Here is a 24,954-nt window from a genome sequence, read left to right as displayed (position 1 = left end):
GAAGTGTGCGCCTCAGTTTCAGGAAGCCTTTGCAAAAACTTTCAGCCTGGAGTATATATGGGACGCGATCAAGAAAAGCATCCCTTCTGTCTGTTTTGAGTATGAGGCCGCCGTAAAGGAAGAGGAACGCTGGTATTCTGCAACTCTGGTCCCGGTGTTTACCGGGGACAAGGCTTCGGCAAGGCTGTTTTGTATGGAAAGAGACATCACAGAGCTGAAACAGCAGCAGATCAAGCTGAAGACGTCGGCTATGCTGGATGGATCTACGGGGCTCTATAATAAGAAAACATCAGAGCATATGATCAGGCAGCGCCTGGGAAAACAGAGTGAAGGCCAGAAATATGCGCTCTTTATGATAGATATCGATGATTTTAAAGCAATCAACGACAGCTACGGACATATGGAGGGAGATGCTGTCATTGCCCAGACTGCCCTGCAGCTGAAAAAATTGTTTAGTCCGGCTGATATTACAGGGAGATTCGGCGGCGATGAGTTTATTGTTTTTTTCGATGAGATTTCAGACAGAAAAGAGATAGAGGAAAAGGCAGAGAAAATAAAAGAAATGCTCCGTTCCGCGGGCATGAATGTTTCTTTCAGTGTAGGGATTGCTGTCTCCGAGGGCAGAAACATGACATTTGAAGTACTTTATAAAAAGGCAGACAGTGCGCTATATGCCACAAAACAGCGTGGAAAAGATGGATATACGATTTATACGGTGTCTGAAGTCTGACACTGCAATATTACATAATAAAAACCCTTCCTGCGGTGAGTGCAGGAAGGGACATCATATCAAAAGAGTTCATCGGTTAGCCAAATTGTTATTCTGATACCGTGGATCCAATGTTACTTCATCTTCAAACCACTCAGGCCCTTCGTAATCCAGAGCGGCTTCTTCAGACGGAAATTCAACTTCGGCCATCATTAGTCCTTCGTGGTCTCCGTGGAAGATATCCAGTTCAATGGTAAGAGAGCCTGAGGCAGGGATCTGGTAGCGCGTCTTATAGATGAGGATACCGTCGATCTTGCTCTTCAGGTGCTCATAGGCCTGCTTTGTCAGAGGAAATTCATGCTCGGCCCGTTTCATCAGCCCTTTGGACTTATAGGTCAGGATGTAATCATGGTCGAGTCTGCGGATCCGGATCACCGGTTCCATGCACAGATATCCCTGCTCGATCTCGGAGTGGGGATAGGAATCAAGGTCTTTCGGCGGGTCGGTAACAATAAACTTGCGTTCTATTTCCATAGTGCGTTCCTCCTTTTTCCTCATTATATACGCAGCGGAGACAGAATGCAAAGGAAATTGACAACTGAGCAGAAAGCTTTTAAAATGTTTTAGAAACATGAATACAGAGAAGGCGAGGAAGATACAATGCGTTTAAGGAATGTGCCGGGAGCGGCGGATATGATAGCGGCCAGTCCATTTTCCGTCAATCAACCGGAAGAATGGAAAGGCAAGTGGAGGGAATTGTTTGGCAATGACAGGCCGGTTCATATAGAGATCGGTATGGGGAAAGGAAAATTTCTTTTGACATTGGCAGAAAAGAATCCTGACATCAACTATATTGGGATCGAAAAGTTTTCCAGTGTTCTCGTGAGAGCGGTAGAAAAAACGGAAGAGTTCGAGGGGAATAACTTAAGACTGATCCGCATGGACGCGGAGAATCTCCAGGATGTTTTTGCCGAGGGAGAGATTGACCGGATCTATCTGAATTTCTCCGATCCGTGGCCGAAAGAACGCCACGCAAAGCGGAGGCTTACTTCTACGAGATTTTATGAGAGGTATGACCACATCCTTGCGAAGGACGGACAGGTTATTTTCAAAACAGACAACCGCGGGCTGTTTGACTTTTCCCTGGAACAGACGGAGGAAGCCGGATGGAAACTTCTTGACTGTACATTTGATCTGCATCACAGTGAGTTTGCAAAAGACAATGTTATGACAGAATATGAGAAGAAATTTTCTGAAAAAGGCAGTCCAATCTGCCGCCTTACAGCCTGCCGTTAATATTTTTATCCGTATTGCATACTATAATAAAAAAGTGGTAAGATAATTATGAAACAGAAAAAGTGTCAAGTAAAGGTAAATCAATTTTTCTACCAGCATCCAAAGCACAGGAAATGGTTCTGCCGCCTGCTGGCATCGCTGGAAGAGGCAAAAGATTGTTTATGCCGGTCAAGATAAGGAGAATGATTATGGAGTATACGTTTACGAATGAAAATTTCCAGGCAGAAGTGTTAGACTCAGAGCAGCCGGTACTTGTCGATATGTTTGCAACATGGTGCGGACCGTGCAGAATGATGGGGCCTGTTGTGGAAGAACTGGCAAAAGAGTACGAGGGAAGCGTTAAAGTCGGAAAGCTGGATATCGATGAGAACAGTGATATCGCAGGGCAGTACGGCGTGATGTCGGTACCTACGTTCCTGGTCTTTAAGAACGGCCAGGTGGCAGCAAAAGTTGTAGGAGCTGTGCCTAAGGAAGAGTTAAAAGCAGCCGTGGATAAAGCGCGTTAGGGGTCAGGAAATGACTGTATAAAGACGGATGGACGGAACGTAAACCGGCCATCCGTTTTTCTGTGGGTCTGCACCGGGATTTCGTTTGACAAGATGTAAGACAGCAATTAAACTAAAAAACAGATAGTCAAGGAAGAAAAGGTGGATCCATGAATATATTAAACATAGAACATATCAGTAAAACTTTTGGAGATAAGACCATATTCGATGACGTCTCTTTAGGAGTACATCAGGGAGATAAGATCGGAGTGCTGGGCGTCAACGGGACAGGAAAATCAACTCTGTTAAAGATCATTGCAGGACAGGAAACGGCTGACGAGGGAGAGGTGATCTTCGGCAGAGGTATCCGCACGGCTTTTCTCCCACAGAACCCGGAGTTTCCGGACGGGGCAAAGGTGCTGTCTTATGTGACGGAAGGGAAACATGATCCGGATGGGAATGAGCCGGTGAGTGAGGCCAAGACGATTCTTACAAAACTTGGAATCTGTGATTTCGATGAATCTGTGGATCATCTGTCCGGCGGGCAGAAGAAAAGAGCCGCGCTGGCCCGGACCCTTGTGGACCCGGCGGATGTACTGATCCTGGACGAGCCAACCAACCATATAGACAATGACATGGCCCTCTGGCTGGAAGATTATCTGAACCGGTTTAAGGGAGTCCTGATCATGGTGACCCATGACCGCTATTTTCTGGACCGCGTAACCAATAAAATCGCAGAGATAGACGAGGGAAAGCTGTACACCTATGACTCCAACTACTCAGGATTTTTGGCTTTAAAGACACAGAGAGAAGAGATGGAACTGGCCACGGAGCGCAAACGCCAGAGTCTTCTGCGGACCGAACTGGAATGGGTGAAGAGAGGGCCTCAGGGCAGGGGGACTAAACAGAAAGCAAGGCTTGACCGGTATGAACAGCTGAAAAACATGGAAGGCCCCAGGGAAGTCCAGAACGTTGAGATGGATTCTGTGGGCACGAGACTCGGAAAGAAGACGATTGAACTCCATCGGATTTCCAAGGCATACGGGGAGAAAGAGCTCATAAAAGACTTTACCTATATCTTGTTAAGGGATGACCGGCTGGGAATCATTGGGCCGAATGGCTGCGGCAAATCCACTCTGATGAAGATCATAACGGGACGTCTGGCCCCGGACACCGGAGAGGTTGTGACCGGGGACACAGTAAAGATCGGATATTTTGCACAGGAAAATGAAGACATGGAGGACGGCATCCGAGTCATCGACTATATCCGGGATGTGGCTGATTATATTCAGACACCCGGCGGGAAGATCAGTGCGTCTCAGATGCTTGAACGTTTTTTATTCACGCCTTCCATGCAGTACACACCTCTGTCCAAACTTTCGGGAGGAGAAAAGAGGAGGCTCTATCTGCTCAAAGTTCTGATGGATGCGCCGAACGTGCTTGTACTTGATGAGCCAACCAACGATCTGGACATAGCAACTCTGAGAATCCTTGAGGATTACCTGGATTCTTTTCAGGGGATCGTTTTGGCTGTCTCCCATGACCGCTATTTTCTGGACCGCATCGCCGGCCGGATTTTTGCATTTGAGGGCGGCGGTGAGATAAAGCAGTATGAGGGCGGGTATACAGACTATCTGAGAGCAGGAAAACCGGCGGAGGAGCCAAAGCCAAAGGAAAAAACGGATAAGAAATCATGGAAACAGAAAGATACCAGGCTGAAGTTTTCATATAAAGAACAGAGAGAATATGAAACTATAGATGAGGACATTGAACGGCTGGAAGAAAAAATCATATCTGTCGGACAGCAGATGGAGGAAAACGCCAGCCAGTATACAAGGCTCGCAGAACTGACGGAAGAAAAGTCGAAACTCGAGGAGCAGCTCAACGAAAAGATGGAGCGGTGGGTTTACCTGAACGATTTGGCAGAGAAAATTGAATCCCAGAATTCCTGAGAGGTGGATATGAATGAAGAAGAGTAAAAAACATAGCAGGGTAAAGTTTCTGTGTGCGGTTCTTTTGTGTGCTTTGCTCGGTGGAAGCCTGTCTGCCTGCCAAGTGCATGAGTCTGACGAGGCAGAGAATCCTAAGTATGTGATCGGTGTCGTGACAAAATCACGGAGCAGTGAATACTGGATGTCAGTCTGTTCCGGCATGGAAAAAGCGGCTTTAGACCTGGGGGTAAAGGTCATTATTATGTCTCCGGATACGGAGACGGATGAGAAGACTCAGCAGCAGATGATCGGCAGCCTTCTGAAAAAAGATATTGATGCCCTGGCGGTATCCCCAATCAACTCACATAATGCAAAGGGCTACTTAAAAAAGGCGGAAGAAAAAGGGATTCAGGTTGTATCCTATGACACAAAGATTCTCGAGAAGGGAGTTCCTTATATTGGAATCGACAATGAAAAAGTAGGCAGAGAACTGGCCCAATATATGGCGGCACAGATGAAAAAGAAAGGGCTTATGGGCATTATATCAGGGAATCTGAAACAGAGCTCCCATGCCTCAAGGCTGAAAGGCTTTCGGGACTATATAGATAAAAATACAGACATAAAGATTGCCTTTACCGAAAGCGGATACAGCAATCTGCGGATGCCGGAGAAAGAGATTTCAAGGCTTATGAGAGAACATCCGGATTTAAACGGAATTTTTGCTACGAGCGCCGTGACCGCACTCGGAATCATGGAGTACCTTGGAGACCGGCCGGTGCTGATTGCCACAGTGGATGCCCAGGAGGATGCGCTGGATGCGGTCAAGAAGGGGAAAATCGGGGCTTTGGCTTATCAGCCGGGTTATGAAATCGGCTATGAGACGGTACGCTATATCGTAAACCAAAAAGAAGGAAAAAAGCAGCCTGAACAAAAAATCATTCAGGCAGATCTAAAAATAAAACCACAAAAATAAAAATAGTACATATATCTGAGGACCTTTGGCAGACCAAAGGTCCTTTACTTTCATCTATTAAATAACAGCCGGAATGCGTTACAAAAATATAATATCAAATCTAAAAAAATCCATGGATACGACTTCGGATACCGGAAGGTAAAATAGAACCAAAGGTACAGATTATAAGAGATCAAATAGGAAGCTATTGGAAGGCGAAATATCAAAAAAGGAGGGAATATATCATGGGAAAAGTAAAAGTTGGTATTGCAGGGCTGGGGAGATTAGGAAAGCTGCATGCAAATAACCTGGCATTTAAAATCCCGGATGCGGAACTTACGGCAGCCTGTTCGATTGTTCCGGCGGAGCTGGAATATGCAAAAGAACAGCTGGGAGTTGCAGATGTCTATGCAGATTACCGTGAAATGCTGGAAAAAGCAGATATCGATGCAGTTGCCATAGTGACGACGAGCGGGGAGCACTGCTGGCAGATCGAAGCTGCTTTGGATGCGGGAAAGCATGTGTTTTCCGACAAGCCGCTGGGAATAACGGTAGAGGAATGCAGGACAGCCGAGGCTGCTGTGGAACGCCACCCGGAACTTACATTTTTCCTTGGATTTATGCGGCGTTATGATCCGTCTTATGCATATGCAAAGGAAAAGATCAAAGAAGGAGCCATTGGTACACCATATATGGTGAAAGCGGCAGGAATCGATCCGGAAGCCCTGGCAGAAGGAGCGATTAAATTTGCAGCGACCAGCGGCGGGATCTTCATTGATATGGCCATCCATGACATCGATCTGATGCGCTGGTTTCTGGAATCCGATCCCGTGGAAGTATATGCGGCAGGAGCCACATTCAAACATCCGGAGTTTAAGGAAGCAGGAGATGACGAGACCGGTGCGGCAATGTATAAATGCGAAAACGGTGCACTTGGATTTGTGCATGTCGGACGTACTGCGGCACATGGATATCACGTTGAGACAGAGATTGTCGGCACTGAGGGTTCTCTAAGGATCAGTCCGGTACCGGAAAAAAATCTGTGTATGATCTATGATAAAAATGGGGCTGTGAAAGAATGTGTCAGCGGCTTTCCGGAGAGATTTGCAGAGTCTTATCAGCTGGAAATGGCAGAATTCATTCACTGTGTCCAGAAAGGTGCGAAACCGGATGTCACCGTATATGACGGTACAAAATCAACACAGATCGGTTTTGCAACTACAAAAGCCTGGAAAAAGGGAGGCATTGTAAAGATCGAATATTAAAAATCGGTTAGCTTGACACTCTTTGGGTGTCACGTATAATTAGAAAGAGAAGAAGATATCAGGGAAGGGAGAGTGAAGTCTGATATGATACGCAGTATGCGGAGTAAAGTTTTCTTAGCCATCATCAGCATCACATTTTTGACTGCCTCGGCCATCACCCTGATATTTTATTTGAAATCTACTCAGATGATTGAGGACAATTACGGGACAAATCTCTATGGCCGCATTGAGCAGGTAGGGAATGCTTTCGATGATGCCATGAAAGAGATTTATTACATTACGGTACAGGCATCCAACGCAGAAGGGCTTTCCCGGCAGGCAGAAAGCTATCTGAGAACAGAGGATGCAGGACAGCTGGAGAAGATGTCCGGTATGCTGGGAGGATTCAAGAAACGAAACAGTGATATCGGATCAGTCTGTCTGGTTCTTCCGGAACAAAAAGTCATTGTTACATCGGAAGATTATCCGGTTTATGTAAAGAAAGTAGAGGACTCTGTATTAAAGCATATTGCAGAGGTTTCTCTGGAAGACCATCCGGTTATTATCAAAGATCCGGTGAGAAAACAGAATAAAGTGCTGTCTTTTATTGAGCCCGTCATAAAAGACGACGGAAGTGTCCTTGGATTTGTCATGTGTAATGTTGAAGAGAGGGCTGTCTATTATAAGTATCTGGATATTTTAAATGACGGCAGATCTTCAGACGCGGTCCTCCTCAATAAGAAAAATGTCATTGTCTCTACGAAGAATGCCGAATCCATGGGCAAAATTTACAGGAACAGCAATTTCCCCGATGTCCAGCAGAACGGCATTTATAATAAAAGTAACCCGGCGGTCATAGGCATCAGCTATAAAACGGCATTCACGGGCTGCAGTTTTTTTATTACGGCGGAGAAGAGTGTCGTATTGAGCGACCTGAATCAGCTGAAATATTTTTTGCTGGCATTTTTATTTCTGTTTCTGGGCATGTCACTGATTCCCGCCTATTTTGCCACGAGGGCTATGTATGAGCCATTGAGGAATTTGACGGCGGCGATGGATGAAATCAGCGCCGGAGAGCTGGATAAAAGGGTTCAGGTCCGCACCAGAGATGAGATTGGACGGCTTTCCAATGACTTTAACAACATGCTGAACCAGATTGAAAAGCTGATCGAAAAGCTGATCAAAGAAGAAGGACTCAAAAAAGATGCAGAGCTGGAAGCACTTCAGTATCAGATTACCCCGCATTTTATGTACAATACTTTAAATTCCATTAAGTTTGCGGCACTTCTGAAAGGGGAGAAGGAACTGGGAGGCCTGATCGGTGATTTTGTGGAGCTTCTGCAGGCAAGTGTCAACAAAAAAGGTACGTTTGTCACAGTCTCAGACGAGATACATATTTTAAAAAATTATATTCATCTCCAGAAAATGAGATATGACGGTCATTTTCATGTGGATTATGAGATAGGGAAAGACGCGGGCAGCTGTTTTGTCCCGCGGCTGATCCTTCAGCCTCTGGTGGAAAACTCTATTTTGCATGGGCTGGATATGAAGATGGACAGCAGCCGGATCGAGATCAGGGCCGTGATCGAAGAAGACTATTTATGTATCAGTGTCAAAGATAACGGAAGAGGAATGACACAGGAACAGATTTATGAGCTGCTGACAAAAAAGACAAAGAAAACCAGCGGCCTGAGCGGGATAGGAGTTGTCAATGTCCGTGAGAGGCTGGAACTGTATTACGGAAATAATGCCGGCCTGGGCTATGACAGTACTTCCGACGGAACAACAGCATATCTGTATCTGCCGGCTTACAAAGACCAGAATCAGTATGCAGTGTGAAAGGAGAAAACGCCATGTACCGAACAATGATTGTCGATGACGATTTTTTAGTGCGAAGTTATCTGAAGCAGCTGGATGCCTGGGAGAAAGCGGGTTACGAGATCACTGCCGATGTAAGGGATGGGGAAGAGGCCTTACATGCAGTCAGGGAGCAGGCTCCCGACGTGATCGTAACCGATATCTCCATGCCGCTGATGGATGGGATCGAACTGATACGCAAGGTACGGGAAATGGGACTTTCTGCATATATCATCGTACTGAGCTGTCATGATGATTTTAATTATGTGAAAGAAGCTATGCGCCTTGGTGCAAATGAATATGTGCTGAAAAATTCTCTGGACGAGGATTCCCTTTTTGAGGTGCTGAAAAATGCGGAACACCATATGAACAGCCTAAAGAAACGAAACAGTGAAGAAGAACGGACAAAAAAGCTGATCGAGGCCGGAAGCCAGTCTTTGAAGATACGATTTTTTAACGAGATTGTGGCGGGAGATATGAGCTCTAAAGAGCGGGAAGAAAGGCGCATCGAGGCGGGGATTAAAGGAAAATATATCAACAGTGCGGTCGTCAACATGTTTATCCCTGCCTGGATGGTTATCAAAGACAGCCAGTCACCGGCTGAGTCGGAACAATACGCCGCAGGGTTCATAGAGCGTCTGTCTGCTCAGCTTCAAATGCTCCTGGGAGAGGAGCACAGCAGGGCCGAGACAGTTTCTCTGGGAGGAGGCATCTTCTGCTGTTTTCTGGATCTTTCTGATCTGAGCAGGAGCAGTGTAATGAAGCAGAAACTCACGAGTGTGGCCTCTGCCTGCTTCAAGTGCTGCCGGGAGGAGATTTTTGACTACGATATTGCAGTCAGCAATATCTGCATTGGAGAAGGGGGCATACGTCAGGCATATCAGCAGGCAAGAGAGACCATTAAGCTTAGTTTTTATGAGGACAGAGATATTTTATATTTTGACAGCCAGAAGACCATTGGGACCAAGATGCCGGAGTGCGCACAGGAACTTTTAAATCATGTGAGGGATTATGCGGCAGGAAGAAAAGAAAAAGAGATGAAAGAAGAGTTTTTTCGTGTGATAGAAGCATGCCGGGAGACAAGGACGGACCCAAAGATCATTTTCCGGTGGATTCGGAAATTAGATACGGCAGTGGGGACAGAGCACAGTCAGGAAGAACTGTTTAAACTCACTCATGTGGATCAGCTTTCTGATATCTTTAAGGATTACAGAAGCAGAATATTTTTGGGTACAGGAAAAAAAGTCCCCGAAAATGCGGGGACACAGACGAGACAGGCAGTGCAGTATATTCGTGAACACTTCAAAGAGCAGATCGGGCTTCAGGAGGTTGCAGATGCTGTAGGACTGAATTTTGCCTATCTTAGTTATCTGTTTAAACAGGAAATGGGGATCGGCTTTTCGGGATTTCTTCTGGAACTCCGTGTAGAGTATGCAAAAGATCTTCTCAAAAATACAAGCTACAAGATTAAAGATGTTGCAGTGGAATCGGGATTCAACGATTACCACTATTTCTCAAAGGCTTTTAAACGGTTAAATGGGGTCAGCCCGGCAGAGTACCGCAGGAAGTTCTAAAAATAAGACACGAAATCGGGAACATCTATTTTTAGTACAACAAAGCTAAAAATATTCCCGATTTTTTTGAGCTTCTTCCATGGTATCCTTTATTCAGATCATATAAAGAACACGGATAAAGGAGAAGTGCTATGTTTAACAAAGAAAAAGTAAAATTAGGAATTGCCCCGATCGCATGGACAAACGATGACCTCCCGGATTTGGGAAAAGAAAACACGTTTGAACAGTGTGTCAGCGAGATGGCTTTGGCAGGATTTACCGGCTCAGAGGTGGGGAACAAATATCCGAAGGACCCCGAAGTGCTGAAAAAAGCTTTAGAGCTGCGGGGAATTGAAATCTGCAATCAGTGGTTTTCGTCTTTCCTGATTACGAAACCATTTGAAGAAGTGGAGAAAGATTTTCGTGCACAGCTTTCCTTCTTAAAGGCTATGGGAGCAAAGGTCATCGGAGCATCCGAGCAGAGCCACAGTGTACAGGGAATGACGGACACGCCCATCTTTGGACATAAGTATGTGATGAATGATGAGGAATGGGAGACATTCTGCACGGGTATGAACAAACTTGGGAAAATCGCAAAAGAAGAGTACGGCATCAGCCTTACTTTCCACCATCATATGGGAACCGTGGTGCAGGACCCGGATGAGGTTGAGCGGATGATGGCAGATACAGATCCTGCATATGTCAGCCTTTTATTTGACACAGGACATTTTACATACTGCGGCGCCGATCCTCTGGAAATGGTGAAAACTTATGTGGACCGCATCAAGCACGTACACTTAAAAGATATTCGTCCGGAAATCGTAGAAAAAGTAAAGGCAGAAAACCTGAGCTTCTTAGACGGTGTGCGTATGGGAGCATTTACTGTGCCGGGAGACGGATGCATCGACTTTGATCCGATCTTTAAGGTGCTGGAGGACGCAGGATATGAGGGATACATGCTTGTGGAAGCAGAACAGGACCCGGCAAAGGCGAATCCACTGGAGTATGCGCTGAAAGCAAGAAAGTTTATTGCGGAGAAAACCGGATTATAAAAAATAAAATGATTTATAAAATACTGCTGGATGGCATCCGGCAGTATTTTTTTTGCCCATAATGTCCGGTAGAGCTGTGGTATGGTTTCTAATATAGAACATATTGTGGAAAGAGGGGTAATAAATTATGAAACTTTGGGAGAATACAGCGCTTACGGAAAAGGGTACAGCGCTGCAGAATAAACTGTTTGACGGACAGACGTTAAAAATTACAGGGGCAAAGGCCGGAGCAGGAGAGGTGCCTTCTGTGAATCTGAGGCAGCAGACACAGATCACCGACGAACGGCAGGAAATTACACTGCAGCCGGTACGGACAGAGGACGGCAAAGCCGTGATTCCTGTACTGCTGGAAAATATAGAGGTGAAGGAAAGCTATGAACTGCAACAGGTAGGATTTTATGCATAAGATCCGGAGGAGGGAGAAATTTTATACTGCATTGCACAGACTTCGGAGGGAAAGAAAATTCCATCAGCGGCAGAAAGTCCGGGATTTTCCATCACATGGAACTTTTGTTTTCAGAATTCAGATACGGCACCGTTTGAGGTCGTTTTGGACTCGGCGGGACTGGTTGGGGTTGAGCAGCATGAACTTCATTCGAAAGCAATTGAACAGATTGGAAAGACAGTTGAGGATCTTGAAAGTCAGACATCAAAAGATATAGCAGGATTGACAGCAGCAGTAAATGAGGCAAGGAATGAAATCAGCCGATTACGTGAGGAGCTGAATACAAAAGCAGGTCAGTCAGGCTTAAATGATACAAATACAAAAATGAAAGATATTGTGAGAAGCCAGATTTTACAAAGATCCGATATCAGTATACCGGCGGGAGGAACACCGGAGTATCAATTCGCATATGATTTGCCGGCAGGCTATAAGGTTTTAGGTCTTGGAGGATTTGCGTGCACCACGAGTAATCTGTCCGTATACAATGCATATGTGGACGAGGCAAACAGGCGGGTGAGATGCTATATCAGGAATTATGCTACTTCTGCAAATTACAACAATCAGACAATTAAATTTTATATTTATTATATAAGAAATATATAGATTAGGGAAATAAAAGACCCCGCATGCCTGCGGGGTCTTTCAATGAAAAGAGAGGATTAAAATATATATGAAAAACTATGTCTTAAGTATATCAGCTTTATGTGCGAATACAATGTATAGAAACTAAACAATTCTAAACATCCTATAAACAAATATTAAGGAAAACTTGTGATTCTTATGAAAGGATCGGGTGATTCCTGATATATTCTTCCATAATGTAAGCAGCACAGCCGACGATCTGTTCGCATGGGCGCTTCCGGTAATAGTCTTTTGTGCGCTCTTCCGGAACATAAGATTCTTTTTTTTGATCAAGTCCCAGCAATTCACGGCATACGATGGAACCGTTTAATTCTTCAAATGAGCGGGCGAGTTCCTGAATCCGTTTGTAGTGCTCTGTCTTTGAGGAACGGTCTTTCGGTGAGTCGTATCCGTACAAAATTCCCGCAGTGAGAAACATACCGCTGACAGAGCCGCATACTTCCCGGAGTCTTCCCATGCCTCCGCCAAAAGAAGAACTGAGCTTGAGGGCAGTGTGCCGGTCTATGCCGTACAGATCTTTGAAAGCCAGAAAAACTGACTGAGAACAGTTGTATCCTTCTTTAAATAAATTCATCGCCTTTTGGGCATATTGACTGGAAGTGAGATCAATGTTCATAGGGGGCTCCTTTTCTTTTGTGCCGGTTCATACAGTTTTCATTTTACGAAATAAAAAAACACCATCCCCAGCCCCAAACAAGCCAAAAATAGTGTTTTAATACGCGATGAGGGGCTCGAACCCTCGACACCCTGATTAAGAGTCAGGTGCTCTACCAACTGAGCTAATCACGCTTATTTCATGATGCGCTGCATTTTCAACGCAAGAATTATTATATATGATGTTTTCCATAATTGCAAGTAAAAATTGAAAATTTTTTTGTATCTTTTTGTCGATGACAATAATAAATGTATTTGTGATGCAGAAGTCATTGAAAAGACCGGGTTCAAAAGGCGCCGGACCCTATACTTTTCTGTGTCTTTGTGCTAGAATAAAGCCAAAATTCGATTGTGACCTGAGGATAATAGAAGGAGTGTAAGAATTGAAAAACAATAAATTTGAATCCAATAAAAAATATTTTACCATATCGATTTATTCGATTGTTGTAATCCTTATTGGGTGTATAATATTCCGCCTGGTCAATAACTGGGCGTCTACGGTCGGGATTCTCACGGATCTATGGAATACGATTTTCCCATTTTTTATTGGTTTTCTGATCGCATATGTGATGAACCCTGTCGTTACCTTTTTTAACGAAAAAGTCTTTTCATCATTATTCGGTGAAAAACGAAAAAGATTATGCCGTGCATGTGCGATCCTCACTACTTATATCATATTAGTCGGAGCACTAACGATCTGTCTGATCTTTATCGTACCTCAGCTTTATGACAGCATTAAGGAACTGTCCAGCCAGATTCCGGTCATTTCAGACCAGATCATGGGACTGCTGGATCACTACAAGGAAAGCGGTTCCGGAGTATTCCCGGCCGAGCTGATGGAAACACTGGAGACCAAGAGTCTGCCGAAGCTGGTGCAGCTTTCCAATCAAATGCTCACAGAAGCCATTCCGATGCTGTACAATTTTTCGGTTTCATTTGTAAAATGGCTGTTTAATCTGTTTATTGCTTTCGTAGTGTCCATCTACATGACGGCCGATAAGCAATTATTGAAAAGTGCCTGCCGAAGACTTATTTTTGCAGTATTTCCTTATGATGCAGCGGTTCCGGTCATTCATGGGCTGAAAGAGTGCCATAATATTTTTTCCGGCTATATCATTGGAAAGTCACTGGATTCCCTCATTATCGGGTTCCTCTGCTTTTTGCTTATGAGTCTTTTAAACCTGCCGTATACCGTGCTGATCAGCGTTATTGTCGGGGTAACCAATATGATTCCTTATTTTGGACCTTTTATCGGGGCCGTTCCGGGCGCATTTATTCTTTTTATTGTAAGCCCATATAAAACACTGATTTTTCTTGGAATGATCCTGGTGCTGCAGCAGTTCGACGGACTGGTGCTGGGACCGAAGATCCTCGGTAATTCTACGGGAGTCAGGCCGATCCTGATCCTCTTTTCCATTACAGTCGGAGGAGCGTATTTCGGACCTTTGGGTATGTTTTTAGGAGTGCCGTTTTTTGCGGTGGTCCAGTATCTGGTCAACAACTGGGTCAATTACAGATTATACAAAAAGAATCTGGATATCGAGTAGGAGGCATATATATGAAATCCATTGCTGCCATTGCTCAGTGCAGAGCTTCACAGGAACCGGAAAAAAATCTCTGTAAGGCAGAATTCTTCTGCCGGGAAGCCAGGGAAGAAAGCGCATGCTTTGTCATATTCCCGGAGTATTTTATGACGTATTATCCTATAGAGGGAAGTGCTTACTATGAAAAAGCCCAGACTCTCGACGGACCCTTTGTACAGGGAATGAAAAGACTGGCCGCAGCACATGGGCAGTGGATTTTATTTGGAATGAGCGAGAAGCCCGGCAGGGATTCAGGAGGGAAATGTTTCAATACGGCGGTCCTTTTAGACGACAGAGGTAATCTCTGCTCTGTTTACAGAAAGACTCATCTATTTGATGCATTTTCATGGAAAGAATCGGACAGTACGCTGCCCGGGGAAGTTCTGCATGAACCGGTGAATACACCGCTTGGAAAGGCAGGACTGGGAACCTGCTATGATCTCAGATTTCCGGAACCGGCCAGGATACAGGCACTGAAGGGTGCAGAGGTTCTGATCTATCCTTCAGCATGGGTAGACGGTCCGGATAAATTTATGCAGTGGGAGGCTCTGCTTCGTGCCAGGGCCATTGAGAATACAGTGTTTACGATTGGCTGCTGCCATTACAGTGAAGAACACTATATGGGCAGAAGTCTCGCCTTCGATCCCTCCGGCAGAAAGCTTGCAGAAGGGGAAGCAGGAGAGGAACTGATTGTCCTGCCGGTAGACACAGACCAGAGAGATGCCATTATACATCAGGTTCCGGTAATGAAAAACCGCCGGACAGATCTTTATGACATAAGGACAGGAAAATGAAACTCAGTTTGGAAAAAATACTATATAATTCAGCATCAAACGGAACTTCTCTTCTGCATTTTGAATGCCGGAGTGATATCAGTGAACTTTTGCTGGAAACATTGATCAGTCTCTGTAAAGATGTTGGGGCTGTTCTCCAGAATGAAGGATACTATGACTATATGACCGTGAATTCCTATCTCAAATTATTTGCGGGATTATCGGGTTCTGATGTCACACTGGATTCTGCAGTCCGCACCATGCAGCTTGATGGATTTCTTTACTGTAAGATAAAATCGCTGACACCTTCCCAAAAGTACCGAGTTTCATTGGCGAGGGAAATCATTATGGACCGGGATATCTTATTCCTTCAGGAACCTGTCCTCGGGACAGACAGAGATTCTGTACAGCCGATGATACAGTGGATCGAATCGTGTGGTGATCAGGGGAAAAAGGTTATTACTACTTCTCAGTCTTTAAAACATGTGTATATGCTTCCGGGAAGGCATTTTTTTGTGGATGAGGAGCATGCGGAAGAACTGCCGGAAAATATTTTTTCGAAACAAGAACAGAGCGGGCCTTATATGGCGGAAAAGATTCCGGCCAGGATGGGTGATAAAATCCTGCTTTTTGATCCGGACGAGATCGATTATATTGAAAGCATGCAGGGAAAAAATTATCTGCACGTCAGACAGGCCAGGTTCCAGTGTTCTATGACTATGGACGAACTCTGCAGCAAGCTGAAGAAATTTGGTTTTTTCAGGAGTCACCGTTCTTATATCGTCAACATGCAGAGAGTTTCGGAAGTTATGAAATGGACAAAAAATTCTTATTCCCTCAGGATGAAAGGCGGGGAAGAGGAAAATATCCCTCTCAGCAAAGGAAGGATTGAAGAATTGAAGGAATATTATGGATTTTAGGGGCTCTTTTCATGGACCTATATCTCCGTTCATCCGTTTTTCCTTGTGAAAACCGGGAGAATCCAATAAAATGCATGTATTACGAGGAGGTATTTACATGAATCAAGACTGCATAACAATGGAACATGTCGGCATTTCATTTCAGAAGAAAATGGCATTGGACGATGTGAATATCCGGGTATCGGAGGGAGAAATCTTTGGTTTTTTAGGGCCCAGCGGAGCCGGAAAAACAACGACGATCAAATTATTGAGTGCACAGCTTCGCCAGGACTGCGGTCAGATCTCTGTCATGGGAATGGAACCGTTTGAAGATGTCAGCAGGCTGTATCAGAACATCGGAATTTTATCCGACAACAGCGGCTTTTATGAAAAAATGTCTGTGGAGGAAAACCTTAAAATATTTTCTGAGATTTACAGGCTTCCGAAAACAAGAATTCCGGAGGTGCTTGATCAGCTTCATTTAACCGAGGACGGGAAGAAAAAGGCGGAGAAACTCTCAAGAGGAATGAAACAGAGGCTTTTGTTCGCCAGGGCGATCTTACATAAACCAAAGCTGCTCTTTTTGGATGAACCTACGGCCAATCTGGACCCATCTACAAGTGAGGATGTACACGATATCATCAAACAGCTGAACCGGGACGGAACGACTGTTTTTCTTACGACTCATGATATGGAGGAAGCAGACGAACTCTGCAGCAGAGTGGCATTCTTAAACGAAGGGGTCATCAAAGAGGTCGGAGTACCGGAAGAACTGAAGATCAAATATGCAAAAGACAGGGTGAAGATCCTTTACACGGACGGAACTGTAAAAGAAATTCCCAAGGATAAAACGGCTATAGCAGAGGAACTTTTAAGTGCAGACAAAGAGGTTGTGACGATCCATTCAGTGGAACCCGACTTGAAAACGATATTCTTGGACTTGACGGGGAGGGAATTAGCATGAAATTAAGAGCGAGAATCATAAAAGCACTGATGAAAAAGGATTTCCGGATGCTTGCGGGCAATAAAAATACTTTTTTTATTTTACTGCTTCCGATCTTATTCTGTGTCCTTTACACAAAGGTACTGCCGATCGGAAAAGAGACGGGGATGTTATACCCCCTGCTTCTCTGTGAGGTGCTGAATCTGATCTGTGCGCCGATCTCACTGCTGAGCATGATGGTGGCGGAGGAAAAAGAGAAAAATACCCTGCGGACTTTGATCATGTCCGATGTCAGGGCTATGGAGTTTCTGGCCAGCAAGATGTTTGTTGTACTTTTATTGATGGAAGTGATCTCCGTGGCGAATTATCTGCTGGTGGGACTTGATATGAAGTTTTTTGCGGGTTATATGCTCATCTCCACTTTGGCTTCGGTCGGTATCCTGTTTTTAGGTGCAGCTGTGGGAATTTTGTCTGAAAATCAGATGTCAACCGGAACGATTTCCACACCGCTGATGCTTCTGCTGATGCTGCCGCCGATGTTTGCCGGAATGAACAAGGTACTGGAAAAGATAGCATTTTGTCTTCCCACAAACGCCTTTATGGAGATTATGAACGGAGAATACCAAAATAAAGCTGCCTTTCTCTCCGGAGCCAATATGAAACACTATGCGGTCTGCCTTGTATGGATCGTTATAGGCATTGCGGTGTTTAATATCGTCTACAAGAAAAGAGGGGTAGACAGCCAATAGTTTATAATATGTTTAGAATTGTTTATTTTCTATATATTGTTTTTAAAGGAAAAGTTGTTATAATGAAGACATAGTTTTTCATATATACTTAATCCTCTCTTTTTAAAAATGCTCTGCCGGTAACAGAGCACATATTGCAAGCAGGCAGGTGCCGGAAGAAATTCCGGCACCGTTTTTCTGGCATTTTGACCAGTTTTCCGGCTTGCTGTCTCAGAGATGTAAGATTTTCTAACTTTCAGCAAAGTCTCTCCGGCGGCCCGTTCGGAACTCGCTGACGCTCAGACAGCCTCACTGTGCGATGCACACCGCCTCCGAGCCTTTGCTGAAAGAAGAAAAACTAACATCTCTTCGAATGCAAGGCCTCCAAACTGGTCAAAATGGACGTAATATCTGCTGGAGCAGGCTGCTTAGAGACCGAAGATGCCATCTGCGATAGTTTTTCTCTATTGTCGGAAGGAGGCCTTTCCAGAGCCGACTGAAGATAATGGAGAAAAACTCATGCTTAACACTCAACAATTTTCACGTAGAATCTCCGGTTTCTGGGTCCGTCGAATTCGCAGAAGTAGATGTCCTGCCAGATTCCGAGTACCGGTTTTCCGTCAGAGATGATGATTGTCTGTGACGGGCCGACGGTTGATGTCTTCAGGTGGGCATTGGAGTTACCCTCTGCGTGGCGGTAATTTTTGTCATGCAGTGGATATACCTTGTCAAGCCCGAAGAGCATATCGTGGACCACATCCGGGTCCGCATTTTCATTGACTGTGATCCCTGCCGTCGTGTGGGGAGAATGGATGACGGCGATGCCGTCTCTGATCCCAGAAATTCTCAGGTCTTCTTTCAGGAAGGAAGTGATTTTAATCATATCTTCCCGTCCGGTGTGATTTAAATGATGTTCAAAAAAAGTCTGTTTCATCTGATCTCTCCTTTCTTTTATTCCCAGTATACCTCATCAGCCAGACCATGCCAACTTGCTGCAGATCTCAAGTTTTTTCGATTCGATTATATTGTATTTTTTGGAATTTTCTGTCGTATATTCTTGTTCTGTGACAATATTTGTGATATTATGAATAAGGTTTAACGATAATATTACAGAAATCTTACAATAGAATGAGTTTCCGGAGGATAAGAGAGTTGAGGAACTATAAAAAATATATCACAGTCTGGGCCATGGCATTGACTATGGCAGCAGCATCTGTGCCGGTTTCAGCGGCACCAAAAGAGGGCGGCAGAACAGAAGATATTCAGGAAGATATAGGGCAGAGAGAGACATTTCAGGTCAGGTTTGACGGAGCGGGCGGCACGGTGAGAGAGGCCGTGCGTCAGATGGAAGCAGGAGAACTTATTTCTGAGCCGGAGACACCTGTCAGGGACGGATATGTATTTAAGGGCTGGAGTGATCAGAGCGGAGGACAGACGGGATACTGGAATTTCAGCGCCGATGAGATGCCTGAAAAAGATCTGACCCTCACGGCTGTGTGGGAAAAGGAATATACGCTTGACCGTTCACAGGTGACTGTGGCAGTCTCTGCACAGGCAAAGGTGGGAGTCAGAGAATCTTCGTCTCCCAGGGCTGTGTGGAAGTCAGGTGACGAACGCATCGCAACTGTGGACAGCAGCGGAAATGTAAGAGGAAAAGCGGCGGGAAGGACTTATGTACAGGCCGTAGTGGGCAGCCAGGTCGTGACAGCAGGCGTACAGGTTACAAATCCATATCTGTCAAAAAGCAGCGGAACTGTGGCAAAGAACCGGACTGCGAAAATACCGATCAGGGGGCTGAGTTCTACCAGCCAGACATCTGTCTCTGTGAGCGGCAGCAGGGCGAAAGCTTATATTCAGGACGATCAGCTGGTTATATATCCAAAAAAGAAAGGCATAACCAAGTTTTATGTCAAGATAGACGGAAAACAGAAAACCTATAAGGCGGAGGTCACTTCCTATAAGGCGGTCAAAGCCATCGCGAAGGCAAAAAAAGCGAAGGGATGCCGATACAGCCAGCCAAGGAGAATGAGGAAGGGATATTATGACTGCAGTTCTCTGATCTGGCGCTGCTACAAGCCGTACGGCATACATTTCGGAAGCCGTTCTTACGCTCCGGTGGCGGCCAGTGAAGCCAAGTACATGAAGCGCCATAAAAAAGTCGTTTCTTATAAGAGGGTGAAGGCCAAAAAGCTTCTCCCGGGAGATGTGATCTTTTATTCCTACACAAGAAACGGGCGGTACCGGAATATTTCCCACGTGGCTTTGTACATAGGAAACGGCAGAATCATCCATGCGGCCAACCGAAGAGTAGGGGTTGTGGAGGCAAAATATAAGTACACCAAGTGCATCAAAATGATTGCACGTCCGGCTAAATAAATATTAAGAAAAGAATCGGCTTTCTTTAAGGAAGACCGGTTCTTTTTGTGTTATACTGATAAAAAATAAGGTTCAGGGGAGGGAAGCTGCATGAAAAAAGTAATATCTAATCTTCTTTTGGCTGTGTGCATCGTCGTCTTTTTATTCAGCGGATGGAAACTTGTGGGGTATTATCTGGAATATAAGAAGGCAGATGATGAATATGATAAGATAGCACAGGAAGTGGTCAAAACAAAAGGGAAAGAACGAATCATTGATTTTGAGAAACTCAGGAAGATCAATCCGGATACCATCGGCTGGGTCTATGCCAAGGGAACTAATATCGATTACCCGGTCGTCCTTGGGAAGGATAACGATTATTACCTGCACACCACGTTTGAGGGGACAAAAAACAGCTCCGGAGCAGTCTTTATGGACAGCCACGGGGATAAGGATTTCCGCGCGGAGCACAATATTATATACGGGCACCATATGAGAAACGGATCGATGTTTGCAGACCTTATGGAGTTCCGCGAGCAGAGCTTTATCAAAAAACAGGATACGATCACCTTGTATACTCCGAGTGGGAAGAAGGATCTGAAGGTCGTTGCTTCTTACGCAAGAAAGGCCGACAAGCTGATTCCGATCACATTTGGGGACAGGAAGGACATGAAGAAATATCTGGAGGAGATTTTGTCCATGAGTGATATCCAGTCCAGGATACCGAAGAAGACTGTGATGAAAACAAAGAAACTGTATACGTTTGTCACATGCAGTTATGAACAGGAAGATAACCGTACGTTTGTACATGCGATTGAGAGCAAAGATTAACGAGGACTTATATGTTCAAATTTACAAGGAAAAATAAAAGGGAACTTGCAGTGATCTGCACGTTTCTTTTTATTGTCACTTTTATTTTTATATGGATCATCCAAAATATCGGGCTGCCGATCGAGACGAAAGTCGAAAACGGCCATATCAAGGTGATCGATGTTTCAAAATATAACCATAAAGTCAACTGGAAGAAAGTAAAGGACAGCCAGATCAACCACGCTGTCTTAAAGATCGGCTCCGGTGCGGGAAAAAAGAAAAAGGGCACAGAAGATCCAATGTTTATTTCCAATTACCGGAACGCAAAGATCTCATCCATTCACTGCGGAGTTTATTATTATTCTTATGCCAAAGACGCGAAAGCGGCAGTGAAAGAGGCAAAACACTGTATTTCCCTGCTGAAAAAGCATGATATTGACCCGGAAGATCTGAAGCTTCCAGTGGTATTTGACATTGAGGAAGAGGAAGTCATGAAAACCGGAAAAAAGAATGTGACGGCGCTGACAAGAGCTTTCTGTGAAGAGATCAAACGGGCGGGTTACGTGCCCATGGTCTATTCCAACGCTTACTTTTTGAAACACTATTTTGATTATGAAGGCATTAAAGCATATAAACTGTGGGTGGCCCATTACACGAAAGAAGAGGAGCCGGATATTCCATTTCAATACCACATGTGGCAGTTTACGGATCAGGCTTCTGTTCCCGGGGCAAACACGGAAAGCGGCCACTGCGATCTGAATTACTATTTAACAGATAAGGAAGGAAACCTGTTATGAGAGAAATCAAAAAAGCGGCATTGATAGGACTTGGGGCGATCGGAGGATTCGCGGCACCGGGGATTTGCAAAGCGCTGGGCAGTGAAAATTTCTGCGTCATCGCGGGAGGAGAGCGCAGAAAGCGTCTGGAAAGAGACGGAGTTATCATTAACGGAAAACAATGGAAATTCCAGACGGCCGAGCCCTCATGGGAGAGAGAGCCGGCGGATCTTGTTATTTTGAGTGTGAAATATACGGCCCTTGACCAGGCCATCAAAGATATCAGGAATCAGGTAGGGGAACACACTGTCATCATGTCTCTGCTGAACGGAGTGGAAAGTGAGGAGAGGATCAAAGCCGCCTACCCTGATAATGAAGTATTATATTCGGTGATACGGGTTCCGGCCCTCCACCATGGAAATGAAATTTCCTTTCCGGAGGGGTCCGGCAAAATTTCTTTCGGCCATGCGTATAATGATACATGGTCGGAGACCGTGTGTTCTGTGAGGGAGGTATTTGAAAAGGGAGGTATTTCATATGAAGTGCCCAAAGATATGCTGAGGAATATGTGGCATAAGTTTATGACGAATGTCAGCGAGAATCAGAGCGCTGCCATTCTCCGTGTCCCCTACGGCATCTGGACCATCAGTGAAGACGCCAATGAGCTGAGGGAGCAGGCGGCCAGGGAAGTCATCGCTATTGCCGGAAAGAAAGGTATTCATCTGACAGAGGAAGATCTTATGGAACACAGGACCTATTTTGAGGGCGCTCCGTTTTACGGGAAACCTTCGACTCTTCAGGACATCGAGGCCGGAAGGAAGACGGAGGTGGAGATGTTTGCAGGAGCGGTCATAAGAATGGGAAAGGAGCTGGGTATCCCAACTCCTTATAATCAAATGTTTTATCACTGTATCAAGACCCTGGAAACGTGGAATGACCACCAAAAGGATCACAAATAAGATGACGCATAGGATACAAGTTCCAGTAAAACCGCATATCCGAAACTGATGATCAAAGCCGCATAGTAGGAGATACCGGCGGCTTTTTCATTTGGCCAGCTTCGGCGGATATCCTTGTTAAGCCACGTCTTCAGATAGCCGGAACGGCCGCACAGGCGGGAAATGGCTATGAGGATCAGAACACTCAGCACCAGAAAAGCAATGCTTACAGGAATCAGGACTGCGATGGCCTGAAGCCTCTGGGCTGTGGATACGGTCTGGTTCATAAGCGAAGAATTGCCGGTCAGTCCGTAGATGATGCTGGTTATGACGCTGACGCCGTTAAATGCGGCGTGGAGCAGCATACAGGAATAAATACTGTCGGAGGCCTCCAGAAGCAGACCCAGGACCAGTCCCAGGACAAAGGCATAGCTGAACTGATTAAAATTCATGTGTGCGATGCCGAAAAACAATGCGGTCAGCAGGATTCCTTTGATGGGACGAGCTTTCCGAAGACCGGAATAAAGAACGCCTCGGAACAGCACTTCCTCCACGATCCCCGGAAGTACAGACAGCGCCAGGATAGACAGCCAGGGATTCTGTGAGGCCGTGGACACACTGGAAGTAATGAAATCCCGGAAAATCAGCTGGCTTACATTGTTGATCAGGCTGATAAAAGGCAGGATTGTAAACGCCAAAAGGACGGAAAGCAAAGCAGCCGCCGGTCTCAGAGGCTTCAGATGAAGTCTCTTTTTTACATCTTCTCTGCAAAGCTTCAGATAACCGATGCCAAGTCCGAGCAGCACCAGATAAAACACGATCATAAACAAGTATCGGTCCTGTACTGCAAACTGCAGCAGAGGGGAAATAAAAAAGTACACAAACAGATACATCAGGCAGAAACAGCCCGGTGTCTTAAAATATTTCATACAATATCCAGCTCCTTGTAAGTTTATTTTGCACGAATGGTTCCGCCGGTGATCTCGATTTTATTCTGCTTTAGTAATCGTCCGACGGCCCGCTTAAAGGCATTTTTGCTGAGGCCCAGCTCTTTGTCGATCATGGCAGGACTCGCCTTGTCGGTGAATGGGAGTACCCCGTCGTAGCTTTTGATCGTTTCCATGACCAGTTCGCTGTCTGCATCCATCTGAAGATATGCTTTCTCTCTCGGGGAAAGATCCAGTTTGCCGTCTTCCCGGACGCGGACTACCCGGACATTTACAGAGTCCCCCACAGAAAGTCTGATGTGGCATTCGCTGAGCGGGATCAGGCCGAAATACTGGTCATCTACGGCCACAAACGTACCGATCTCAGGGTTGATGCTGTATACGGTGCCTGTCACCCAGTCATCCTTCTCATAGTCATGTTCACTGCTCAGTGCCTGATAAATCTTCATGGAAGCACAGAGACGCCGGCTTTTGTCGATATAGAGCCTGACCAGATAAGAATGATCCGGCCGGATCTTGGAGGTCTGCTCTTTAAACGGGAGGAACAGGTCTTTTTCCAGTCCCCAGTCCAGAAACGCGCCGATATCTGTGATTTCTTTGACTTTGAGGACAGCCAGATGTCCCATCGTAATGAGAGGATGGGAAGTCGTGGCGATCGGACGGTCTTTTGAATCCTTGTAGACGAAGACGGATATGCGGTCTCCGACTTGGGCTCCCTCCGGAACCTGTTTTTTGGGCAGAAGGATGCTCTGCTCTGTCACACCTTCCTCATCATTTAAATATGCGCCGAAATCGGCAAATTTTACAATATAAAGTTCTTGGTTTTCTCCTAATTTAATCATAGTTCTTCCTTTCTTTGTTTCATTATTATAGCATAAATCCCTTTTCATTTGCAGAAAATGTGATACCATAAAAAGAAAACGGAGGGAGTCTTAAAATGCAGGAAAAAGAATACTATACAATCGAAGATTTTATCCAGGTAGTAAAAGAACTGCGGGGAGAAAACGGATGCCCGTGGGATAAAAAGCAGACACATGAATCCCTGATTCCCTGTCTTGTGGAGGAGAGCGGGGAAGTGGTGGAAGCCATAGAACATCATGACATGCAGAATCTGGAGGAGGAGCTTGGAGACGTTCTCCTTCAGGTGGTGATGCATGCAAGGATTGCCGAGGAACGGGGAGATTTCAATTTTTCGGATGTGGTGGACGGAGTGTGCAGGAAAATGATTCGAAGGCATCCTCACGTGTTTGGAAATGAGACATTTTCCACTCGGGAGGAACAATTATCCAGCTGGAGGAAGATTAAGGAATTAGAAAAGATAGAAAAGAAGCGCAAAGCCCGTGAATTGGCTGAAAATAAGGAATAAAGCGCATTTTGGCTTG

General features: G+C 45.3%; 26 protein-coding genes and 1 tRNA gene. 21 read left to right on the top strand and 6 right to left on the bottom strand.

Going from position 1 to position 24,954, the window contains the following annotated elements; genetic code table 11:
- The first annotated feature begins 193 nt into the window (after positions 1–193).
- The gene (locus DWV34_RS01270) at positions 194–730 is read left to right on the top strand and encodes a GGDEF domain-containing protein (protein ID WP_147342246.1); all 537 of its coding nucleotides are present in this window, start codon (positions 194–196) and stop codon (positions 728–730) included.
- A 69-nt stretch (positions 731–799) separates the two neighbouring features.
- Here the strand turns inward: DWV34_RS01270 and DWV34_RS01265 are convergent, their stop codons facing one another.
- Entirely contained in the window at positions 800–1,243 is a 444-nt protein-coding gene (locus tag DWV34_RS01265; RefSeq protein ID WP_009289349.1) for a CYTH domain-containing protein, read from the bottom strand.
- 126 nt (positions 1,244–1,369) lie between these two features.
- Here DWV34_RS01265 and trmB point away from each other — a divergent pair, with 126 nt between their 5' ends.
- The 10 genes from trmB to DWV34_RS17330 all read left to right on the top strand — a co-directional run bounded on the left by trmB (position 1,370) and on the right by DWV34_RS17330 (position 12,127).
- Positions 1,370–2,005 carry a tRNA (guanosine(46)-N7)-methyltransferase TrmB gene (gene trmB / locus DWV34_RS01260; RefSeq protein ID WP_006567595.1) on the top strand — a complete coding sequence of 212 codons (636 nt, stop codon included), beginning with the start codon at positions 1,370–1,372 and terminating at the stop codon, positions 2,003–2,005.
- A 188-nt stretch (positions 2,006–2,193) separates the two neighbouring features.
- Positions 2,194–2,511, top strand: coding sequence for a thioredoxin (trxA, locus tag DWV34_RS01255; RefSeq protein WP_022261269.1), 318 nt, complete (start codon positions 2,194–2,196; stop codon positions 2,509–2,511).
- A 149-nt stretch (positions 2,512–2,660) separates the two neighbouring features.
- Positions 2,661–4,442 (top strand): ABC-F family ATP-binding cassette domain-containing protein, encoded by a 1,782-nt coding sequence (locus tag DWV34_RS01250; protein WP_006567593.1) that lies wholly within the window; start codon positions 2,661–2,663, stop codon positions 4,440–4,442.
- 13 nt (positions 4,443–4,455) lie between these two features.
- Positions 4,456–5,394 carry a substrate-binding domain-containing protein gene (locus tag DWV34_RS01245; protein WP_118475088.1) on the top strand — a complete coding sequence of 313 codons (939 nt, stop codon included), beginning with the start codon at positions 4,456–4,458 and terminating at the stop codon, positions 5,392–5,394.
- A 224-nt stretch (positions 5,395–5,618) separates the two neighbouring features.
- Complete coding sequence (locus DWV34_RS01240) at positions 5,619–6,638, top strand: Gfo/Idh/MocA family protein (RefSeq protein WP_006567591.1); 1,020 nt, start codon at positions 5,619–5,621, stop codon at positions 6,636–6,638.
- 84 nt (positions 6,639–6,722) lie between these two features.
- Positions 6,723–8,456, top strand: a complete 1,734-nt coding sequence (locus DWV34_RS01235; RefSeq protein ID WP_009289346.1) for a cache domain-containing sensor histidine kinase — start codon at positions 6,723–6,725, stop codon at positions 8,454–8,456.
- Between the two features lie 14 nt (positions 8,457–8,470).
- Positions 8,471–10,048: a response regulator gene (locus DWV34_RS01230; protein WP_009289345.1), complete on the top strand. Its 1,578-nt coding sequence runs from the start codon at positions 8,471–8,473 to the stop codon at positions 10,046–10,048.
- A gap of 131 nt (positions 10,049–10,179) precedes the next feature.
- The gene (gene iolE / locus DWV34_RS01225; protein WP_009289344.1) at positions 10,180–11,079 is read left to right on the top strand and encodes a myo-inosose-2 dehydratase; all 900 of its coding nucleotides are present in this window, start codon (positions 10,180–10,182) and stop codon (positions 11,077–11,079) included.
- A gap of 127 nt (positions 11,080–11,206) precedes the next feature.
- Positions 11,207–11,485 carry a hypothetical protein gene (locus DWV34_RS01220; protein WP_009289343.1) on the top strand — a complete coding sequence of 93 codons (279 nt, stop codon included), beginning with the start codon at positions 11,207–11,209 and terminating at the stop codon, positions 11,483–11,485.
- 144 nt (positions 11,486–11,629) lie between these two features.
- Positions 11,630–12,127: a hypothetical protein gene (locus DWV34_RS17330; RefSeq protein WP_022261270.1), complete on the top strand. Its 498-nt coding sequence runs from the start codon at positions 11,630–11,632 to the stop codon at positions 12,125–12,127.
- A gap of 175 nt (positions 12,128–12,302) precedes the next feature.
- Here the strand turns inward: DWV34_RS17330 and DWV34_RS01215 are convergent, their stop codons facing one another.
- Positions 12,303–12,782, bottom strand: coding sequence for a C-GCAxxG-C-C family protein (locus DWV34_RS01215; RefSeq protein ID WP_009289341.1), 480 nt, complete (start codon positions 12,780–12,782; stop codon positions 12,303–12,305).
- A 100-nt stretch (positions 12,783–12,882) separates the two neighbouring features.
- Positions 12,883–12,955: transfer RNA gene (locus tag DWV34_RS01210), tRNA-Lys, on the bottom strand.
- Positions 12,956–13,203: 248 nt separating this feature from the next.
- On the opposite strand from DWV34_RS01210, the gene DWV34_RS01205 reads away from it, so the two are divergent.
- The 5 genes from DWV34_RS01205 to DWV34_RS01185 all read left to right on the top strand — a co-directional run bounded on the left by DWV34_RS01205 (position 13,204) and on the right by DWV34_RS01185 (position 17,767).
- Complete coding sequence (locus DWV34_RS01205) at positions 13,204–14,367, top strand: AI-2E family transporter (RefSeq protein ID WP_006567583.1); 1,164 nt, start codon at positions 13,204–13,206, stop codon at positions 14,365–14,367.
- Between the two features lie 11 nt (positions 14,368–14,378).
- Positions 14,379–15,197 (top strand): carbon-nitrogen hydrolase family protein, encoded by an 819-nt coding sequence (locus DWV34_RS01200; protein ID WP_006567582.1) that lies wholly within the window; start codon positions 14,379–14,381, stop codon positions 15,195–15,197.
- Positions 15,194–16,096 (top strand): LytTR family transcriptional regulator DNA-binding domain-containing protein, encoded by a 903-nt coding sequence (locus DWV34_RS01195; RefSeq protein ID WP_118475086.1) that lies wholly within the window; start codon positions 15,194–15,196, stop codon positions 16,094–16,096. Before DWV34_RS01200 ends, DWV34_RS01195 begins: the two co-directional genes overlap by 4 nt.
- Before the next feature lie 97 nt (positions 16,097–16,193).
- Positions 16,194–17,039, top strand: coding sequence for an ABC transporter ATP-binding protein (locus DWV34_RS01190; RefSeq protein ID WP_009289337.1), 846 nt, complete (start codon positions 16,194–16,196; stop codon positions 17,037–17,039).
- The gene (locus DWV34_RS01185; protein ID WP_006567579.1) at positions 17,036–17,767 is read left to right on the top strand and encodes an ABC transporter permease; all 732 of its coding nucleotides are present in this window, start codon (positions 17,036–17,038) and stop codon (positions 17,765–17,767) included. The genes DWV34_RS01190 and DWV34_RS01185 overlap by 4 nt, the downstream gene beginning before the upstream one ends.
- A gap of 502 nt (positions 17,768–18,269) precedes the next feature.
- Here the strand turns inward: DWV34_RS01185 and DWV34_RS01175 are convergent.
- Positions 18,270–18,680 (bottom strand): secondary thiamine-phosphate synthase enzyme YjbQ, encoded by a 411-nt coding sequence (locus tag DWV34_RS01175; protein WP_009289335.1) that lies wholly within the window; start codon positions 18,678–18,680, stop codon positions 18,270–18,272.
- 218 nt (positions 18,681–18,898) lie between these two features.
- Between DWV34_RS01175 and DWV34_RS01170 the strand changes: the two genes are divergently transcribed.
- The 4 genes from DWV34_RS01170 to DWV34_RS01155 all read left to right on the top strand — a co-directional run bounded on the left by DWV34_RS01170 (position 18,899) and on the right by DWV34_RS01155 (position 22,646).
- Complete coding sequence (locus tag DWV34_RS01170; RefSeq protein ID WP_158565665.1) at positions 18,899–20,122, top strand: InlB B-repeat-containing protein; 1,224 nt, start codon at positions 18,899–18,901, stop codon at positions 20,120–20,122.
- 90 nt (positions 20,123–20,212) lie between these two features.
- Entirely contained in the window at positions 20,213–20,932 is a 720-nt protein-coding gene (srtB, locus tag DWV34_RS01165; protein ID WP_006567575.1) for a class B sortase, read from the top strand.
- An 11-nt stretch (positions 20,933–20,943) separates the two neighbouring features.
- Positions 20,944–21,708 (top strand): glycoside hydrolase family 25 protein, encoded by a 765-nt coding sequence (locus DWV34_RS01160; RefSeq protein WP_006567574.1) that lies wholly within the window; start codon positions 20,944–20,946, stop codon positions 21,706–21,708.
- Positions 21,705–22,646, top strand: coding sequence for a ketopantoate reductase family protein (locus DWV34_RS01155; RefSeq protein ID WP_006567573.1), 942 nt, complete (start codon positions 21,705–21,707; stop codon positions 22,644–22,646). The genes DWV34_RS01160 and DWV34_RS01155 overlap by 4 nt, the downstream gene beginning before the upstream one ends.
- Here DWV34_RS01155 and DWV34_RS01150 read toward each other — a convergent pair.
- Both DWV34_RS01150 and DWV34_RS01145 read right to left on the bottom strand, forming a co-directional pair.
- Positions 22,637–23,554, bottom strand: a complete 918-nt coding sequence (locus DWV34_RS01150) for a CPBP family intramembrane glutamic endopeptidase (protein WP_006567572.1) — start codon at positions 23,552–23,554, stop codon at positions 22,637–22,639. The two genes, DWV34_RS01155 and DWV34_RS01150, sit on opposite strands and share 10 nt — an antisense overlap.
- Before the next feature lie 23 nt (positions 23,555–23,577).
- A complete protein-coding gene (locus tag DWV34_RS01145) occupies positions 23,578–24,414 on the bottom strand; it encodes a CvfB family protein (protein ID WP_009289331.1) in 837 nt (278 codons plus the stop codon).
- 95 nt (positions 24,415–24,509) lie between these two features.
- Between DWV34_RS01145 and DWV34_RS01140 the strand changes: the two genes are divergently transcribed.
- Positions 24,510–24,938 carry a MazG family protein gene (locus tag DWV34_RS01140; RefSeq protein ID WP_006567570.1) on the top strand — a complete coding sequence of 143 codons (429 nt, stop codon included), beginning with the start codon at positions 24,510–24,512 and terminating at the stop codon, positions 24,936–24,938.
- Positions 24,939–24,954 lie beyond the last annotated feature (16 nt).

The sequence above is a fragment of the Anaerostipes sp. AF04-45 genome (assembly GCF_003461725.1).
GTDB classification, from domain to species: Bacteria; Bacillota; Clostridia; order Lachnospirales; family Lachnospiraceae; genus Anaerostipes; species Anaerostipes caccae.
Note: the sequence above shows the minus strand (reverse complement) of the source record. Positions and strands in the feature narration are given on the sequence as shown.